This is a genomic window from Methylobacterium thuringiense (assembly GCF_022179645.1).
Lineage (GTDB): Bacteria > Pseudomonadota > Alphaproteobacteria > Rhizobiales > Beijerinckiaceae > Methylobacterium > Methylobacterium thuringiense.
Map to the genome: position 1 here is coordinate 93,384 of NZ_BPRA01000008.1, position 16,130 is coordinate 109,513.

Genomic DNA, 16,130 nt, shown 5'->3' on the forward strand with positions numbered 1-16,130 from the left:
ACGGCGCGGATCACGCCTCCCCGAACACCCTGCGGAAGATCGTGTCGACGTGCTTCAGGTGGTAACCGAGATCGAAGCACTCCTCGATCTGCTCGGGCTTGAGCACCGCCGTCACCTCGGCGTCGGCCTTGAGCAAGGTCAAAAAATCGCCCTCGCCGCGCCAGACCGGCATCGCGTTGCGCTGGACCAGCCGGTAGGCGTCCTCGCGCGAGGTGCCGCCCTGCGTCAGCGCCAGCAGCACCCGCTGCGAGTGGACGAGGCCGCCGAGCTTATCGAGGTTCTTCTGCATCTGCTCGGGGTAGATCAGCAGCTTGTCGATCACCCCGGTCATGCGGGCGAGGGCGAAATCCAGCGTCACCGTGGCGTCGGGGCCGATCATGCGCTCCACCGAGGAGTGCGAGATGTCGCGCTCGTGCCAAAGCGCCACGTTCTCCAGCGCCGGCACCACGTAGGCGCGCACCATGCGGGCGAGCCCCGTGATGTTCTCGGTGAGCACCGGGTTGCGCTTGTGCGGCATCGCCGATGAGCCCTTCTGCCCTTCCGAGAAGAACTCCTCCGCCTCCAGCACCTCCGTGCGCTGCAGGTGGCGCACCTCGATGGCCAGGCGCTCCATCGACGAAGCGATCACGCCGAGCACGGCGAAGAACATGGCGTGGCGGTCGCGCGGGATCACCTGCGTCGAGACCGGCTCGGCCGCGAGCCCCATCTTCTCGGCGACGTACTCCTCCACCCGCGGGTCGATGTTGGCGAAGGTGCCGACGGCCCCGGAGATCGCGCAGGTCGCGATTTCCTTACGCGCGGCGACGAGCCGTTCGCGATTCCGCGCAAACTCGGCATAGGCCTGCGCCAGCTTGAGCCCGAACGTCACCGGCTCGGCGTGGATGCCGTGCGAGCGGCCGATGGTCGGGGTCAGCTTGTGCTCGAAGGCCCGGCGTTTGAGGGCGGCGAGCAGCGCGTCGAGGTCGGCGATCAGAATGTCGGCGGCCTGAGTCAGCTGCACGTTGAGGCAGGTGTCGAGCACGTCCGACGAGGTCATGCCCTGGTGGACGAAGCGCGCCTCGGGGCCGACGATCTCGGCGAGATGCGTCAGGAAGGCGATGACGTCGTGCTTGGTCACGGCCTCGATGGCGTCGATGCGGGCGACATCGAACACCGCGTCACGGCCCTTCTCCCAGACCTTCTCGGCGGCCTCCTTCGGCACGACGCCGATCTCGGCGAGCGCCGAGGTCGCATGCGCCTCGATCTCGAACCAGATCCGGAACCGGCTCTCCGGCGACCAGATCGCGGCCATCGCGGGGCGGGAGTAACGGGGGATCATGGGCGGTCTCGCGCGAGAGGTGTTTGCCCGGCGGTATAAGGGCGCAACCCGCCGCGCGCTACGTCCGGCGGCGGCAGGCTGCCCCTGCGCCACGGTCGCCGACGGGGGAGACTTTTTGGCGAGAACCGTCTCAAACCGTACGGAGCGCGAAGCTCCCCGGGGAATCAGGACCTATCCGGCCCAGGGCACGTTCCCGCTGGCAACGTGCAGGCCGATCCACGGCCGCGCATCTCCACCCCATTCCCATTCGGAAGGCAGACCCCATGGCCAACAAGGAAAAGACCCTCGACGACGCCTTCTACGAGACCCTTAAGGACGTCTACTGGGCCGAGAAGCAGTCGGTGAAGGCGCTCAAGAAGTCCGCCAAGGCGGCCGAGCACGACGACCTGAAGCAGGCCTTCATCACGCATGGCGAGGAGAGCGCCGTGCAGGTCGAGCGCCTGCAGCAGGTGTTCGAGCTCATCGGCAAGACGGCGCGCTCGAAGACCTGCGAGGCGATGCAGGGCATCACCTCCGAGATGGAAGAGGACCTGGAAGATTTCGGCGGCACTCCGGCCGGCGATTCGGTGCTGGCCGCCTGCGCCCAGGCCGTCGAGCATTACGAGATCGCCCGCTACGGCACCCTGAAGACCTGGGCGACGCTGCTCGGCCACACCGATGCTGCCAAGCTTCTGGACGAGACCCTGCAGGAAGAGAAGAAGGCCGACGCGCTGCTGACGAAGATCGCGCAGAAGCTGAACGCGGCGGCGAAGGCCGCCTGATCCGGCCGGCACATCGCCTGCCGTAATGCGAAGGGCGCCCTGTTCGGGGCGCCCTTTTGTCTGTCCGGACTATCGAGCCCGCGCCAAGATCCACGCCACCCCTTCCCGCAGGTCGGCGACGATGGCGGTCGGGGCGGGGTCGATGCGCTCCTCGTCTCCGGCCCTGTACTTTCCGGTGCGGACCAGGAGCCCGGCCATCCCGGCTTCCATGGCGCCGGCCACGTCGGATTCCACGTCGTCGCCGATCATCACGGTCTCGCCCGGCTCCGTGCCGAGCTGCGCCAGCGCGGCCGCGTAGAAGGCCGCCGCCGGCTTTCCGACGAGATGCGCTTCGCGACGGCTGGCATATTCGAGGGCGGCGACGAAGGGTCCCGCATCGAGGCTGGGCAGGCCGTCCAAGTCCTTGAAGCTGCGGTTGCGCGCCAGGGCGATGAACGCAGCCCCGCTGTCGATCAGGCGGAAGGCCTCGTTGAGCGCCGCGAAGGTGAAGCCGGCGCCGGCATCGCCCACGACCACGGCGTCGAGCGCGCCGCCGGCCGAGACGCCGAGGTCTTCCAGAAGGGCGGGCTGCACGAGGAAACGCGGCGACAGGCCGCGCGCTCGGACGAGGTCCCGCACGGCGGTCGCCGGGGTGAACACGTCCTCCGGCGCGGCCGCGATCCCGAGATCGCGCAGCAGGTCGACCAGGCTGCGCAGGGGCGCGGAGGTCGTGTTGGTGACGAAGCGCAGCGGCAACCCGGCCGCGCGCAGATCCGCGATGCTCGCGACGGCATCGCCGATCGCTGCCCCGCCGCTGAACACGACGCCGCTGAGGTCGAGGAGAACACCGGCCACCTTCGTCATCGCGCTGCCGCTCCGCGTCGGGACGGAGCGAGCCTAGCGCAGATCGGGCGCGGGGAGGACAGCCGGCCTGCGGCTTCCATCCGAGCCCCTGTCCCCAGCTCCACGGGAGCGGCCAAGCTCGTCGACGACACCCTGCGGGCGGAGAAGAAGGCCGATGCGCTGCTAACGAAGATCACGCGGAAGCCGAACGCGGCGGCGAAGGCGGCCTGGTCCGGCCGATCGATCCTTCGCTCATCACTCGGAAAGGGCGCCCTCTCCGGGCGCCCTTTTGCATGCCTGGAGCAGGCCTACGGGATCAAACGATCCGCCCGGAGCCGCTCGAACAGAGAAACGAACGCCGCGTCGGTGGCCTCGTAGGCCGTAAACCCGAGGCGCCGGCTCTTCGACATGTCGGTGACGACCTCGATGGGCCGGCCGAGATCGGCGTCGGTGTGCCAGGGCGAGGCGAGGCGCGCGAGGTCCGGCTCCACCAGCCCGTACCGGGCCGCGATGGCGCGCCAGGGTCCGGCGTCCTCCGCCATCTGCGTCTCCAGCGGCATCACGGTGCCGTCGAACAGCGCGGGCTCGATGCCGAACCAGTCCGCGATCCGACCCCACATCCACTTCCAGCGAAACACGTCGCCGTTGACGATGTTGAAGGCCTCGTCGGCCGCTTCCGGGGTCTCGGCCGCCCACAGGAGCTGCCGCGCGAGGATGCGCGCATCGGTCATGTCGGTGAGACCGTCCCACTGGGCCTGGGAGCCGGGGAAGCGAAACGGCCGGCCGGTCTCGCGACAGAGTACGGCGTAGGCGGCGAGCGTCGTGCCCATGTTCATGGCGTTGCCGACCGCTTTTCCGATGATCGTGTGCGGCCGGTGCACGCTCCAGGTGAAGCCGTCGCGCGCGGCGGCCGCGAACACTTCGTCTTCCTGGGCGTAGTAGAAATTCGCCACGTCGAGGCGGCCCTGCTCCTCACGGAACGGCGTCTGCGGCAGGGTCCCGTGGCCGTAGGCTTCGAACGGCCCGAGATAATGCTTGAGGCCGGTGACGAGCCCGACATGTCGCAGCGACTTCGCCGGCCGCACAGCGTCGAGGACGTTGCGCACCATCGCCCCGTTCACGCGGATGTTTTCTGCTTCGGTCTCCTGACGCGACCAGGTCGCGATGAAGAGATGGCTCGACCGGGCACCGTCGAGCGCGGCGGCGAGCCCGGCGGGATCCTGAAGATCGGCCGCCACCGGCCTGACGCCTGACTGCTGCGTCGGCCGGCGTGCGAGGCCCGTGACCGTCCAGCCCCGTTCGACGAGCAGCGTCGCCAGCGCGCTGCCGACGATCCCGCTCGCGCCGACGATGAGTGCCGTGTTGGTCATGTCGAAAATCCCTGTTCTCGCCGGGACCTAAGCAACGGGCGCAACGGCAACCAGACGCATGCCCGCGACCGCTGGGGTGACCGGCGGTGCGGGTCTGCGGCAGACAACGCGGGCAAACACCCCATATCCGGGTGACGCGCACGGCTCGCCCACGAGACCCCCATGAACGACACCGCCCTCGAACGCCCTTTCATCCCCCTCGCCATCGCCGTGCTGACGGTCTCCGACACGCGTACGACCGAGGACGACCGCTCCGGGGACACCCTGGTCGGGCGGCTCGAAACGGACGGGCACCGGCTCGCGGCCCGCGCCATCGTGCCGGACGAGGTCCCGGCGATCCGCCTGCAGGTCGAGGCCTGGACGCGCGATCCCGACATCGACGTGATCCTCACCACAGGCGGCACCGGCTTCACCGGCCGGGACGTCACGCCCGAGGCGATCGAGCCCCTGTTCGAGAAGCGGATGGACGGGTTTTCGGCGATCTTCCACAGGATCAGCTACGAGAAGATCGGCACCTCGACGCTGCAGTCGCGGGCGACGGCGGGGGTGATCCGGGCGACCTACGTCTTCGTGCTGCCCGGCTCGCCCGGCGCCTGCAAGGATGCCTGGGACGGCATCCTCTCGGCGCAGCTCGATTACCGCCACCGTCCCTGCAACTTCGTCGAGATCCTGCCGCGCCTCGACGAACACTTGCGGCGCGGGGGGACGATCAGCGTGTGATACCGTTGCCGGTCGATTGAAGCGTTCGCCGTGCGTCTCCTCGCCTCCTGGGCGAGGGGGACCGCGCGCAGCGCGGTGGAGTGGGCAGCACCGGGCCTGTGCCGGCAACGCCGAGCGCCCTCCGTCCGCTTCGCGGCCACCTCCCCCAGAGGGAGAGGAGGGACCTGCTGCATACCGGTCGTCTCCGTCTCTGCGCGCGCAGTGAAGCGGTGACGGGAGAAGCATCCGTCCCGTGAAACCCGTGTTCGAGGAACCTCGGCCGCATCATTCTGTTGTCAAAGGGCAACAACGTTTGCCTCGATCACTTTCAGGGAGTGAAACCATGAAATTCGGCATCGCCCTCGCCGCCGCAATCGCCTTCGGCACCCTCGGCATGGGCCTCACGGGCGCCTCCGCCGCCGGCAAGAGCGCCATGGAGACGGGCTCGAACGCGACCGACACCAAGGGCGGCAGCATGTCCGGCGGCAAGATGTCGGGCGGAAAGATGCAGCAGAAGTCGATGAAGAAGAAGAAGATGTGAGCCTGAGCGCTCGCTCGGCAGGGCGCCTTCGGGCGCCCTTTTTCGTTCGGCCCTCCTATCCACGACGTCCCCGACAAGGCGCCGCCTTCATGGTGTTCCGAACGGTTCTTCCCGGCCTCGCGCTGCTCGCCCTCGCCGGCGCCCCGCACGGGGCCGATGCCCGGCCGCAACCCGGCCCGGCGGAGCAGCGGCAGGAGCCCCGCCCTCCAAAACTCACGCCGAACCGCTGGGTCGCGACGGTGGTCACCCGGATCACGCAGGCCGGCGAGACGGCCGAGGCCGACGCGCCCGGCGGCAGCGTGACGATCCGCATTCGCATCGGTGCCGACGGCACCCTGGAGGGCGCCGCGATCGAGGAGAGTTCGGGCGTGCCCGCCCTCGACGACCGCGCCCTCCGGGCCGCGAAGGCTGCATCCCCCTTCGCGCCGCCGCCCGACAAGCTGCTGACGCTGGAGGGTTTCACGGAGTTGAGCTTTGCGGTGGAGTTCGCGAAATCCGCCGGCCGGTAGGCATCACCCGGATGGCGTCAGGCCAGGAACCGCGCCTCGGTCCCCGGCGGCGGGCGGAGGCAGGTGTCGCGGCCGCCCCAGATCCGATAACGGTTCTTCGCCACGCAATTGTAGGCGGCGTCGGCCCAGCGCGGCGGGACGAGGCGGGCCGCGCGGGCGGGCAGCGACCACGCCGGCCCAAGCCCGGCGAAGGTCGCCAGCACCGCATCGGCCTTCACCCGGCAGCGGCCATCGGTCAGCACGAGGAAGGTCTCGTCGGGCACGCGGCCGTAATGCCGGTAGAGCGCCGCACCGAGCGGCGCTTGCGCGGAGATGAAGCGGTGGCGCTCCGTCGTGCCGTCGATCGCGAGCAACAGACGCACGAAGGCCGAGCACATGCCGCAGACGCCGTCGAACACCACCACGGGCAGGTCGTCCGGAAACGCCGGCACGGCCGGGTCGTCGCGGTAGGAATAGGGCGGGCGCTGCATGCGGAACGGCCTCCGGCCGGCGCATGATGCGGCCGGCGGCCTGCGCCTGTCCACGATGGGGCAGGGGTGCGGCATGCTGCGGCAGGGAGACTTTCGCCGGTCGGCCGGCGCCCGAGATCGTTCGCCTCTCCCTTAGAACGGATCGCGCCCAGAACCATGAGCGACACGCCAGCCCCCGACCATGCCGCCCGCAGCCTCGCCGAACAGGTCTTTTCGGCCTACGCCCAGCAGGCGGAGGGACCGCTGCAGCCGCAGCACGAACAGGTTCTCGTCACCCGCCTCGCCGAGGCCGCCCGGCCGCGGATCGCCGACGGGGAGGGGGTGCTGGTGGCGGCCGTGAACGCGACGCTCGACGCCTTCGAGCAGGCGCAACCGGAAATCCGCGGGCCGCGGCTCGCCGGAGCCGACGCGGCGACGGGCGTGGTGCGGCTGGCGCTGGGTTGAGACCGGACGGCACGGCGGAAATCCTCCGCCGGACGCGTCGGCACTGTGACGGGGAGGACTGACCTCAGCCAAACCGTCAGGAGCGATCCAGCCCCGCCGACATTGCCCGCGGCCTCTGGCGCGGCGACAGACCCGATCCGGCGAGCAGGGTTTCGCGGCGCACGAGGTCGCCGGCCCGCGGGCTCCGGGCGCCGAACAGGCGCTCGATGTGGGCGGCGAGGCGGTCGCCGATTCCAGCATGGGGGCGGCGCAGGCGGGCGAGCGAGACCTCCGGGCGGGCCGTGCCGACGAAGCGGTCGACGCTGCGGATCCAGCCCTCGCGCGGCAGGTCGCCGGCCTCCAGGCAGAGCACCCAATCGTGCCGCGCCGCCCGCGCGCCGGCCCGCCACGGACCGGCCGCCCCGCTGCCGACGAGCGTGGCGCCGGAGGCGTCCGCGATCGTCTCCAGGGTGTCGCTCATGCGCTCCGACACGATCACCGCATCGGCGACGAGCCCCGCCGCCACGCCCGCCACAAGGGCGCTCAGCGTGTCGGCCAGCCGCTCGATCGCCTCGGGATCGGCCGGCCGCGCCACATGGATCAGGGCCGAGATCATCCCGCGCCCTTAACGGATTTTCGCAGGCCGCCAACCGGGAAGGCCGGGCTGCGCACCGCCCCGGGGCCGGTTTTCCGGGCAAACGCCGCGGATGCACGAAATATGTGCATCGACCGCGCGTGATGTTCACTTTATGTTCCAGGGCTTCCAGCATTGCGAGCCCGGTCGCCATGGCCTCACCGATCCCCGATCCGCGCGAGACCGCGCGGCGCATCGCCGGCAGCCGGACCCCGGCCGAGACCCGGCGCGGCCGCGGCGCGACGGCCAATCCCGACGGCCGGTTCGAGCGCGCCCATCGCGAGGCGTTCGATGATGGCTGGGATGCGCACCAGGACGCGCATAACATGCTGGCCACGTCGCGCACCGTGGTCGGCATCGAGACGGCCCGGACGCTGATCACGTACAACACCTCGCCGGACATCGGATTCGACCGGTCGATCAATCCCTATCGCGGCTGCGAGCACGGCTGCATCTACTGCTTCGCACGGCCGAACCACGCCTATGTCGGGCTCTCGCCCGGACTCGACTTCGAGACCCGGCTTTTTGCGAAATCCAATGCCGTGGCTGCCCTGAAGCATGATCTCGCTCGACCGGGTTATGCGCCCCGCACCATCGCTCTCGGCACCGCCACCGACCCCTACCAGCCGATCGAGCGGGAGCACCGCCTCACCCGCGGTGTGCTCGAGGTGCTCGCCCGCTGGCGCCATCCCGTTGGAATTGTGACGAAATCGAGCCTCGTCCTGCGCGACCGCGACATCCTCGCCCGCATGGCGGCGGACGGGCTGGTGAAGGTCGCGATCTCTCTCACCACCCTCGACCCCACCCTCGCCCGCCGCCTCGAACCCCGAGCCCCCCACCCCCAAAAACGCCTCGCCGCCATCCGCGGATTGGCCGAGGCCGGCGTGCCGGTCATGGCGATCGTCGCTCCGATCATTCCCTCCCTCAACGACCACGAGATCGAAGCCATCTTGAAGGCGGCCCGCGAGGCTGGCGCTCGGGAAGCGAACTACGTCCTGCTGCGCCTGCCGCGCGAGCTCGACGGCCTCGTAAGCGACTGGTTTTCCGAGCATTATCCCGGCCGGAGAGACCATGTCTTCTCGCTGCTCACGCAGGCCCGCGGCGGCAAGTCCTACGACGCGGCCTGGGGGACGCGGATGATCGGGGAGGGGCCCTATGCCGACCTCATCCGCCGCCGGTTCGCCCTCGCCAAGAAGCGCCTCGGCTACCCCGAAGAGAGGCTGCGGCAGAGGACGGACCTGTTCCGCCGGCCCGAGAAGCCGGGCGACCAGCTCGCCCTGTTCTAACCCTCAGAACCGCCTGGTAAAACTCAACCGATGATGTGGGCAGCGCCCCTGCGCCGTGAGCCCGGCGAGATGGGCGGCAGTGCCGTAGCCGACATTGCGCTCCCAGCCATAGGCGGGATGGCGGAGCGCGAGGCGCCGCATGAGATCGTCGCGAAACGTCTTGGCGACGATCGAGGCGGCGGCGATCTGGGGGATCAGCCTGTCACCGCCGACCACCGCCCGGCAGGGCAGGGCGAGCCCTGGAACGACGTCCCTGCCGTCGACCAGAACCGGCGCCTCGATCCCGAGCCGGGTGACCGCCCTGCGCATGGCGTCGAGGGTCGCCGCGCGCACGTTGATGCGGTCGACGAGTTTTCGCGATGCGGCGGCGAGCGATACCCGGGCGTGCGCGCGGATCAGGGGCGTCAGCATCTCACGCGTCGCCCGGTCGAGGCGCTTGCTGTCGTCGAGCCGGGCCAGCAGGTGCGGCGGAAACAAGAGCGGGTTGAACCAGATCGCCGCGACCAGAACCGGCCCGCAGAGCGCTCCGCGCCCGACCTCGTCGCAGCCGATCACGGCCGGGTACTCGGCCACCCGGGCGGGGTCGAAGGGGCGCTTGGGGCCGGGGACGCGAGGGCGCATGCCGGCTTCTCGCATCCCGTGCGGCAGGCGTCACCCGAGTTCGACGAGCCTCGTGGTCTGCTTCACGGCCTTTCCCGCACGTATCGGACCGATGGCATGGGCGATCTCGATATTCGCGTAGAACTGGCGCGCGCTCTCGGCCCAGGTGTGGCGAAGTGCTTCCGTGCGGCAGCGATCGCGCGGGATCGAGAGGGCGGCGAGGGCGGCTTTGCGCAGGTCGGCATCGATCACGCCGGCGCCGGTTCCCGAGATCACGTCGAGGGGGCCTGTCACCGGAAAGGCCGCCACCGGCAGGCCGCAGGCGAGCGCCTCCAACAGCACGATGCCGAAGGTGTCGGTGAGGCTCGGAAACACGAAGACGTCGGCGGCGGCGTAGATCTTTGCCAGCGTCTCGCCGGTCTGCGTGCCGAGGAAGCGGGCCTCAGGATAGAGGCCCTGCAGGCGCGCCCGGTCCGGCCCGTCGCCGACGACGACCTTGGTGCCCGGCAGGTCGAGACCGAGGAAGGCCGCCACGTTCTTCTCGACAGCCAACCGCCCGACGAACAAAAAAATCGGGCCGGGTATGCCGGCGAGCGCGTCACTCGTCTGCGGGCGAAACAGCTCGGTATCGACGCCGCGGGTCCAGGTCATCAAATTCGAGAAGCCGCGGCCTGCGAGTTCGCGCTCGAGCGAAGGCGTACTCACCATGGTGCCGCTCGCCGCAGCGTGGAAGCGGCGCAGCCAGGCGTAGCTCCAGGATTCCGGCACCGGCGCACGGGCGGCGAGGTATTCGGGAAAGCGCGTGTGGTAGCTCGTGGTGAAAGGGCGTCCCCGTGACAGGCAGGCCCGCCGCGCGGCATGGCCGATCGGCCCCTCGGTGGCGATGTGGACATGGGTCGGCGCGTGGCCGTCGAAGGCCTGCATCACGCCGGAGCGCGTCACCAGCGAGAGCCGGATCTCGGAATAGCCCGGCAGGGGAAGCGATCGAAAATCCTGCGGCGTCAGAAAGATCGGCTCGACGCCCTGCGCCTCGCCGGCCCGCGCCATCTGCTCCAGGGAACGCACCACGCCGTTGACCTGCGGGTGCCACGCATCGGTGGCGATCAGCAGTTTCACGCGACAGCCCGCGATGGGGACTCGGCATAGCCGACCATCTCGGTCTCGGCGGCGGCGCGGGCACGCAGCAGACTTGGGTAATGCAGCACCTCCATGCGGCCGTCGTAGTGCTCGACCACTGCCGTACAGGACTCTACCCAGTCGCCGGTGTTGATGTAGGCGAGCCCGTCGATGTCCCGGTTGGCGGCGTGATGGATGTGCCCGCAGACGACCCCGTCGGCGCCCTGCCGGCGGGCCTCGTCGGCCAGGAATTCCTCGAACTTGCCGATGAAGTTGACGGCGTTCTTCACCTTCAGCTTCGCCCACGCCGAAAGCGACCAGTAGGACAGGCCGAGCCGGCGGCGCACGAGATTGAGCAGGGTGTTGACGGTGAGCGCGGCTGTGTAGGCGCCGTCGCCGAGATGGGCGAGCCACTTCGAGTGGCGCACCACCATGTCGAACTGGTCGCCGTGGATGATGAGGTAGCGCTTGCCGTCGGCGGCGACGTGGATGCGGCTCTCGGCGATCTCGATGCCGCCGAAGGTGGTGCCGATATAGTCGCGCAGGAACTCGTCGTGGTTGCCCGGCACGTAGACGACATGCGCGCCCTTGCGGACCTTGCGCAGAATCTTCTGCACCACGTCGTTGTGGGCCTGCGGCCAGTACCAGCCGGACTTGAGCTGCCAGCCGTCGACGATGTCGCCGACGAGGTAGATCGTGTCCGCATCGACGTCGCGCAGGAAGTCGAGCAGCAGAGAGGCCTGGCAGCCCTTGGTGCCGAGATGCGTATCGGACAGAAAGAGCGTCCGCACGCGGATCGTGGTCTCCGGATCCTCTGCCAACCGCGCCTCCGGCTTGTCCACACAGGGAAAGCCAAACCGAATTCCCGTCTCAGTTTGATGACGCCGGCCCCGTCGCGGGATCGCGCGGACCGCCGACGAAGCCGAGCCGACGGGGAAATTCTTTTTGCCATCCGCTTGAGTTTTTTGAGTTTTCCTTTCCCGGTGAAGGCGGGCATCTTGCGCGGCAGTGAGGTCCGAGGCGGTATGTCCAACGAGATACCGCTTTGCGCCGCGGAAGCGGCTGGATCCCCAGGACAACGGAGTGGAAGCGTTCGACGGCTCGCGCGGCACCCTTGAAGACGGGGGCCGGCTGGGGCATCGAGGGCAGTGGGAATTCGGAGGCGACCGGCGTAACGAGCGCGCCGTGACGCGAACGGCAGATGCCGGATCGCCGCTCCGCAGATCCCGGCGTTTCCGATAGGTCTGACGGACGTCACCAGAGCACGCGGTCTCCGTGGGCGCGCGGGAACGACGCACGTGCCGGGGCGTTCGGGTGAACGAACGTCGCCCCGCGACCGGGACTCAGCGGCCGTTGTCCTGCGGGATCGCATACGCGGTGGGCGTGTCCCGCCAACACGATTTGACGACAGGACCGGGCTCGCTCCCGGTCGCTAGAAACTGGATTTGGAGGATACACTCATGGCGGCAACGAGACGGCCTGGTCGCAACCACCTCTTCGTTCCGGGCCCGACGAACATCCCGGATCGCGTGCAGCGTGCCATGCTGGTGCCCTCCGAGGATCACCGCTCGGTCGAGTTCCCGGAGCTGACGAAGCCGCTGTTCGAGGACACCAAGAAGGTGTTCGGTTCGACCGACGGCACGATCTTCCTGTTCCCGGCCTCCGGCACGGGCATATGGGAATCAGCGCTCACCAACACCCTCGCCCGCGGCGACAAGGTCTTGGCGTCCCGGTTCGGCCAGTTCAGCCACCTCTGGATCGACATGGCCAAGCGCCTCGGTCTCGATGTCGTGGTGCAGGAAGAGGCCTGGGGCACCGGCGCCGATCCGGCCAAGATCGAGCAGGCCCTGCGCGACGACAAGAACCATGACATCAAGGCCGTCATGGTCGTCCACAACGAGACCGCCACCGGCGTCACCTCGGACGTGGGTGCCGTCCGCAAGGCGATCGATGCGGCCGGCCACCCGGCGCTGCTCTTCGTCGACGGCGTGTCCTCGATCGGCTCGCTGCCGTTCAACGCGACCGAGTGGAAGGTCGACTGCGCCATCGCCGGCTCCCAGAAGGGCCTGATGCTCCCCGCCGGCCTCGGCGTGATCTGCGTCAGCCCCAAGGCGATCAAGATTGCCGAAGGCTCTGCCGGCAGCAACGACCGTCTCGCCCGCGTCTACTTCGACTGGGAAGACCACAAGAAGCAGAACCACCTCGGCTACTTCCCCTACACCCCGTCGCTGCCGCTGCTCTACGGCCTGCGCGAGGCGCTGGCCTGCCTGTTCGAGGAAGGTCTCGAGAACGTCTATCACCGCCACCACGTGCTCGGTGAGGCGACCCGTCAGGCCGTCGCAGCCTGGGGCCTCAAGACCTGCGCCAAGGAGCCCAAGTGGAACTCCGACACCGTCACCGCGATCGTGGTGCCGGAGGGTGTCGACGCCGCCAAGATCATCAAGCACGCCTTCGTCCGCTACAACCTCGCGCTCGGCGCGGGTCTGTCGGAAGTCGCCGGCAAGGTGTTCCGCATCGGCCACGTCGGTGATCTGAACGAGCTTTCGCTCCTCGGTGCCATCGCCGGTGCCGAAATGTCGATGATCGACAACGGCATCAACGTGACCCCGGGTTCGGGCGTCGCCGCCGCATCGAGCTACCTGCGCGAGAACCCGCTCTCGAAGTCCTAAGACCTCGGTCCGGGGCCTGCCCTGCCGGCCCCGGATCACTCCCCTGAACGAAACCACCAAAAAAGCCCGGGCGGACGCCACCGCCGAGGACGAGAACAGGGATCAGCGATGACCAAGAAAGTCGTCTTCCTCGACCGCGAGTCTCTCGACGCCAAGGTGCGCGCGTTCGGCTTCCCGCACGACTACAAGGAATACGACTCGACCTGGACGCCGGTGGAGATCGTCGAGCGCCTCCAGGGCGCCGAAATCGCGCTGATCAACAAGGTGCCGATGCGTGCCGATGTCCTGAAGCAGCTTCCCGACCTGAAGCTCATCGCCGTTGCCGCTACCGGAACCGACGTCGTCGACAAGAAGCAGGCGAAAGAGCAGGGCATCACGGTCGTCAACATCCGCAACTACGCCTTCAACACCGTGCCCGAGCACGTGATCGGGCTGATGTTCGCGCTGCGCCGCGCCATCGTCCCCTATGCCAACTCGGTGCGCCGGGGCGATTGGGCCAAGTCGAGCCAGTTCTGCTACTTCGACTACCCGATCCACGACATCGCCGGCTCTACGCTCGGCATCGTCGGCTACGGCGCGCTCGGCAAATCGATTGGCAAGCTCGCCGAGGCACTCGGCATGAAGGTCATCGCCTACGACGTGTTCGAACAGCCGGGCCTCGTCGATTTCGACACGATCCTGCGCGAGAGCGACGTCATCACCCTGCACGTACCGCTGACGCCCGACACCAAGGGCCTAATCGGCGCCGAGCAGTTCAAGAAAATGAAGAAGCATGCGCTCCTCATTAACACGGCCCGCGGCGGGCTCGTCGACGAGGAGGCCCTGGTCGAGGCGCTGAAGAGCGGGACGATCGGCGGCGCCGGCTTCGACGTGGTCGCACAGGAACCGCCGAAAAACGGCAACATCCTGTGCGAACAGGACCTGCCGAACCTGATCGTCACCCCGCACGTCGCCTGGGCCAGCAAGGAGGCGATGCAGATCCTCGCCGACCAGCTCGTCGACAACGTCGAGGCCTACGTCGCGGGTAAACCGCAGAACGTGGTCGAGGCGTAGGGCAAAGCTCTCGCCGGTCGTCATTCCGGGGCCGCGAAGCGGAACCCGGAACCCACGATTGGGCGCGACGACCTGAACCTCTACCATCCGCATCGCGGATGGTTTCCGGGTTCTCGCCTCCGGCGAGCACCGGAATGACAAGTTTGAAGATACGCGGCCGCAGAGCCGCATGATGGAAACGCTCCGCGCCTTGCGCGGGCACCGACCCTCAGAGGAACGATGACCAAGAAGCTGCTTTTCCAATTCGACACGGATGCCGCGCCGAGCGTGTTCGATGTCGTCGTCGGCTATGACGGCGGCGCCGACCACATCACCGGCTACGCCAACGTCACGCCCGAGAACGTCGGCGCCTTCGTTGACGGCACGATCTACACGCGCGGCGGCAAGGAGAAGCAGTCGACGGCGATCTTCGTCGGCGGCGGCGACATGGCGGCCGGCGAGCGCGTGTTCGAAGCGGTGAAGAAGCGCTTCTTCGGCCCGTTCCGCGTATCTTCGATGCTCGATTCCAACGGCTCGAACACCACGGCCGCGGCCGGCGTGGCCCTCGTCGTCAAGGCGGCCGGTGGCTCGGTGAAGGGCAAGAAGGCGGTCGTGCTGGCCGGCACCGGCCCGGTCGGCATGCGCTCGGCGGCGCTGCTTGCCGGCGAGGGTGCCGAGGTCGTGTTGTGCGGGCGCAAGCTCGACAAGGCCCAGGCCGCAGCCGATTCCGTCAATAAGCGCTTCAAGGTCAACGTCACGGCGGCCGAGACGCCGGACGACGCCTCGCGTTCCGAGATCGTCAAGGGCGCGCACCTCGTATTCGCCGCCGGCGCCATCGGCCTCGAACTGGTTCCGACCGCGGCCTGGCAGAACGAGAGCTCGATCGAGATCGTCGCCGACTACAACGCGCAGCCCCCGCTCGGCATCGGCGGCATCGAGGCCACCGACAAGGGCAAGGATTACGGCGGCAAGCTCGCCTTCGGCGCGCTCGGCATCGGCGGCCTGAAGCTCAAGCTGCACCGCGCCTGCATCGGCAAATTGTTCGAGTCGAGCGACAAGGTGTTCGACGCCGAGGAGATCTACGCCCTCGCGAAAGAGATGGCCTGAGCCATGGCGCAGAACGAGACGATCGCGAACTTCCTCGACGGGCTGGCGAGCTCGGCCCCGACCCCCGGCGGAGGCGGCGCCGCCGCCATCTCCGGCGCCATGGGCGCAGCCCTCGTGTCGATGGTGTGCAACCTCACCATCGGCAAGAAGAAGTACGTCGAGGTCGAGGCCGAGCTGAAGGACGTCCTCGCCAAGTCCGAGGCCCTGCGCGCGACGCTCACCGGCATGATCGCCGACGACGTCGAGGCGTTCGATGCCGTGATGGCGGCCTACGGCTTGCCGAAGGGCACCGACGCGGAGAAGGCGGCGCGGGCAGAGAAGATCCAGTCGGCGCTCAAGGTGGCGACCGACGTACCGCTCGCCTGCTGCCGCACCTGCCGCGAGGTGATCGATCTTGCCGAGATCGTCGCCGACAAAGGCAACCTCAACGTGATTTCGGATGCGGGCGTCGCCGTTCTCTCGGCGTTTGCCGGTCTCCGTAGCGCGGCGCTCAACGTCTATGTCAACGCCAAGGGCCTGGACGATCGTACTTTCGCCGAGGCGCGCCTCAAGGAGCTCGAAGGCCTGCTGGGCGAAGCGTCTGCTTTGAACGAGCGCGTCTACGAGATCGTCAAGAACAAGGTCAATTGAGCCGGCTGATTCAGCCGACTCTCTTTTCAAGAAATTCTCTAAACAACTGCCGGACAGGCAAAATTAAACTCATAATCAAGAAAATGTTTAGGCGCAGGCAGCTTCACGTGAACTGAATTTTACGCGAGGATGCTTCGCAAAAG

The 16,130-nt window shown here is 68.3% G+C and carries 18 protein-coding genes; 10 read left to right on the plus strand and 8 right to left on the minus strand.

What is annotated here, in order from left to right:
- Positions 1-10: 10 nt before the first annotated feature.
- Positions 11-1,318, minus strand: coding sequence for an adenylosuccinate lyase (gene purB, locus MFF07_RS09310; protein WP_147819212.1), 1,308 nt, complete (start codon positions 1,316-1,318; stop codon positions 11-13).
- A 263-nt stretch (positions 1,319-1,581) separates the two neighbouring features.
- Between purB and MFF07_RS09315 the strand changes: the two genes are divergently transcribed.
- Positions 1,582-2,079, plus strand: coding sequence for a YciE/YciF ferroxidase family protein (locus MFF07_RS09315; RefSeq protein WP_147819214.1), 498 nt, complete (start codon positions 1,582-1,584; stop codon positions 2,077-2,079).
- A 69-nt stretch (positions 2,080-2,148) separates the two neighbouring features.
- Here the strand turns inward: MFF07_RS09315 and MFF07_RS09320 are convergent, their stop codons facing one another.
- On the minus strand, positions 2,149-2,922 hold the full coding sequence (locus MFF07_RS09320; protein ID WP_147819216.1) for a TIGR01458 family HAD-type hydrolase: 774 nt from the start codon (positions 2,920-2,922) through the stop codon (positions 2,149-2,151).
- A 287-nt stretch (positions 2,923-3,209) separates the two neighbouring features.
- Entirely contained in the window at positions 3,210-4,271 is a 1,062-nt protein-coding gene (locus MFF07_RS09325; RefSeq protein WP_147819218.1) for an SDR family oxidoreductase, read from the minus strand.
- 162 nt (positions 4,272-4,433) lie between these two features.
- Here MFF07_RS09325 and moaB point away from each other — a divergent pair, with 162 nt between their 5' ends.
- The 3 genes from moaB to MFF07_RS09340 all read left to right on the plus strand — a co-directional run bounded on the left by moaB (position 4,434) and on the right by MFF07_RS09340 (position 6,020).
- Entirely contained in the window at positions 4,434-4,991 is a 558-nt protein-coding gene (moaB, locus tag MFF07_RS09330) for a molybdenum cofactor biosynthesis protein B (RefSeq protein WP_147819220.1), read from the plus strand.
- A 322-nt stretch (positions 4,992-5,313) separates the two neighbouring features.
- A complete protein-coding gene (locus MFF07_RS09335; protein ID WP_147819222.1) occupies positions 5,314-5,511 on the plus strand; it encodes a hypothetical protein in 198 nt (65 codons plus the stop codon).
- An 89-nt stretch (positions 5,512-5,600) separates the two neighbouring features.
- Positions 5,601-6,020, plus strand: a complete 420-nt coding sequence (locus tag MFF07_RS09340; protein ID WP_147819224.1) for an energy transducer TonB family protein — start codon at positions 5,601-5,603, stop codon at positions 6,018-6,020.
- A 17-nt stretch (positions 6,021-6,037) separates the two neighbouring features.
- Here MFF07_RS09340 and MFF07_RS09345 read toward each other — a convergent pair whose 3' ends face one another.
- Positions 6,038-6,490, minus strand: a complete 453-nt coding sequence (locus MFF07_RS09345; RefSeq protein WP_147819226.1) for a thiol-disulfide oxidoreductase DCC family protein — start codon at positions 6,488-6,490, stop codon at positions 6,038-6,040.
- Positions 6,491-6,646: 156 nt separating this feature from the next.
- Here MFF07_RS09345 and MFF07_RS09350 point away from each other — a divergent pair, with 156 nt between their 5' ends.
- Positions 6,647-6,934, plus strand: coding sequence for a hypothetical protein (locus tag MFF07_RS09350; protein WP_147819228.1), 288 nt, complete (start codon positions 6,647-6,649; stop codon positions 6,932-6,934).
- A 76-nt stretch (positions 6,935-7,010) separates the two neighbouring features.
- Here the strand turns inward: MFF07_RS09350 and MFF07_RS09355 are convergent, their stop codons facing one another.
- Positions 7,011-7,529 (minus strand): hypothetical protein, encoded by a 519-nt coding sequence (locus MFF07_RS09355; protein WP_238231677.1) that lies wholly within the window; start codon positions 7,527-7,529, stop codon positions 7,011-7,013.
- Between the two features lie 170 nt (positions 7,530-7,699).
- Here MFF07_RS09355 and MFF07_RS09360 point away from each other — a divergent pair, with 170 nt between their 5' ends.
- Entirely contained in the window at positions 7,700-8,833 is a 1,134-nt protein-coding gene (locus tag MFF07_RS09360; protein WP_238231679.1) for a PA0069 family radical SAM protein, read from the plus strand.
- Between the two features lie 3 nt (positions 8,834-8,836).
- Here MFF07_RS09360 and rnhB read toward each other — a convergent pair whose 3' ends face one another.
- The 3 genes from rnhB to MFF07_RS09375 are packed head-to-tail and all read right to left on the minus strand — an operon-like array spanning position 8,837 to position 11,370.
- A complete protein-coding gene (gene rnhB / locus MFF07_RS09365; RefSeq protein WP_238231680.1) occupies positions 8,837-9,454 on the minus strand; it encodes a ribonuclease HII in 618 nt (205 codons plus the stop codon).
- 30 nt (positions 9,455-9,484) lie between these two features.
- Complete coding sequence (locus MFF07_RS09370) at positions 9,485-10,549, minus strand: glycosyltransferase family 4 protein (protein WP_147817589.1); 1,065 nt, start codon at positions 10,547-10,549, stop codon at positions 9,485-9,487.
- Positions 10,546-11,370, minus strand: a complete 825-nt coding sequence (locus MFF07_RS09375) for a UDP-2,3-diacylglucosamine diphosphatase (RefSeq protein ID WP_147817588.1) — start codon at positions 11,368-11,370, stop codon at positions 10,546-10,548. The genes MFF07_RS09370 and MFF07_RS09375 overlap by 4 nt, the downstream gene beginning before the upstream one ends.
- Before the next feature lie 639 nt (positions 11,371-12,009).
- Between MFF07_RS09375 and MFF07_RS09380 the strand changes: the two genes are divergently transcribed.
- The 4 genes from MFF07_RS09380 (at position 12,010) to fchA (ending at position 15,987) form a co-directional block, all read left to right on the plus strand.
- Complete coding sequence (locus tag MFF07_RS09380; RefSeq protein WP_238231682.1) at positions 12,010-13,218, plus strand: aminotransferase class V-fold PLP-dependent enzyme; 1,209 nt, start codon at positions 12,010-12,012, stop codon at positions 13,216-13,218.
- 108 nt (positions 13,219-13,326) lie between these two features.
- Complete coding sequence (locus tag MFF07_RS09385; protein ID WP_147817586.1) at positions 13,327-14,271, plus strand: D-2-hydroxyacid dehydrogenase; 945 nt, start codon at positions 13,327-13,329, stop codon at positions 14,269-14,271.
- A gap of 219 nt (positions 14,272-14,490) precedes the next feature.
- Positions 14,491-15,357 carry an NADP-dependent methylenetetrahydromethanopterin/methylenetetrahydrofolate dehydrogenase gene (locus tag MFF07_RS09390; protein ID WP_147817585.1) on the plus strand — a complete coding sequence of 289 codons (867 nt, stop codon included), beginning with the start codon at positions 14,491-14,493 and terminating at the stop codon, positions 15,355-15,357.
- A 3-nt stretch (positions 15,358-15,360) separates the two neighbouring features.
- Positions 15,361-15,987 carry a methenyltetrahydrofolate cyclohydrolase gene (fchA, locus tag MFF07_RS09395; RefSeq protein WP_147817584.1) on the plus strand — a complete coding sequence of 209 codons (627 nt, stop codon included), beginning with the start codon at positions 15,361-15,363 and terminating at the stop codon, positions 15,985-15,987.
- The last annotated feature ends 143 nt before the right edge of the window (positions 15,988-16,130 follow it).

Bases quoted from the DNA above. Each gene is read 5' to 3' on its own strand.
- purB (WP_147819212.1), bottom strand. From the start codon at position 1,318: ATGATCCCCCGTTACTCCCGCCCCGCGATGGCCGCGATCTGGTCGCCG.
- MFF07_RS09315 (WP_147819214.1), top strand. From the start codon at position 1,582: ATGGCCAACAAGGAAAAGACCCTCGACGACGCCTTCTACGAGACCCTT.
- MFF07_RS09320 (WP_147819216.1), bottom strand. From the start codon at position 2,922: ATGACGAAGGTGGCCGGTGTTCTCCTCGACCTCAGCGGCGTCGTGTTC.
- MFF07_RS09325 (WP_147819218.1), bottom strand. From the start codon at position 4,271: ATGACCAACACGGCACTCATCGTCGGCGCGAGCGGGATCGTCGGCAGC.
- moaB (WP_147819220.1), top strand. From the start codon at position 4,434: ATGAACGACACCGCCCTCGAACGCCCTTTCATCCCCCTCGCCATCGCC.
- MFF07_RS09335 (WP_147819222.1), top strand. From the start codon at position 5,314: ATGAAATTCGGCATCGCCCTCGCCGCCGCAATCGCCTTCGGCACCCTC.
- MFF07_RS09340 (WP_147819224.1), top strand. From the start codon at position 5,601: ATGGTGTTCCGAACGGTTCTTCCCGGCCTCGCGCTGCTCGCCCTCGCC.
- MFF07_RS09345 (WP_147819226.1), bottom strand. From the start codon at position 6,490: ATGCAGCGCCCGCCCTATTCCTACCGCGACGACCCGGCCGTGCCGGCG.
- MFF07_RS09350 (WP_147819228.1), top strand. From the start codon at position 6,647: ATGAGCGACACGCCAGCCCCCGACCATGCCGCCCGCAGCCTCGCCGAA.
- MFF07_RS09355 (WP_238231677.1), bottom strand. From the start codon at position 7,529: ATGATCTCGGCCCTGATCCATGTGGCGCGGCCGGCCGATCCCGAGGCG.
- MFF07_RS09360 (WP_238231679.1), top strand. From the start codon at position 7,700: ATGGCCTCACCGATCCCCGATCCGCGCGAGACCGCGCGGCGCATCGCC.
- rnhB (WP_238231680.1), bottom strand. From the start codon at position 9,454: ATGCGCCCTCGCGTCCCCGGCCCCAAGCGCCCCTTCGACCCCGCCCGG.
- MFF07_RS09380 (WP_238231682.1), top strand. From the start codon at position 12,010: ATGGCGGCAACGAGACGGCCTGGTCGCAACCACCTCTTCGTTCCGGGC.
- MFF07_RS09385 (WP_147817586.1), top strand. From the start codon at position 13,327: ATGACCAAGAAAGTCGTCTTCCTCGACCGCGAGTCTCTCGACGCCAAG.
- MFF07_RS09390 (WP_147817585.1), top strand. From the start codon at position 14,491: ATGACCAAGAAGCTGCTTTTCCAATTCGACACGGATGCCGCGCCGAGC.
- fchA (WP_147817584.1), top strand. From the start codon at position 15,361: ATGGCGCAGAACGAGACGATCGCGAACTTCCTCGACGGGCTGGCGAGC.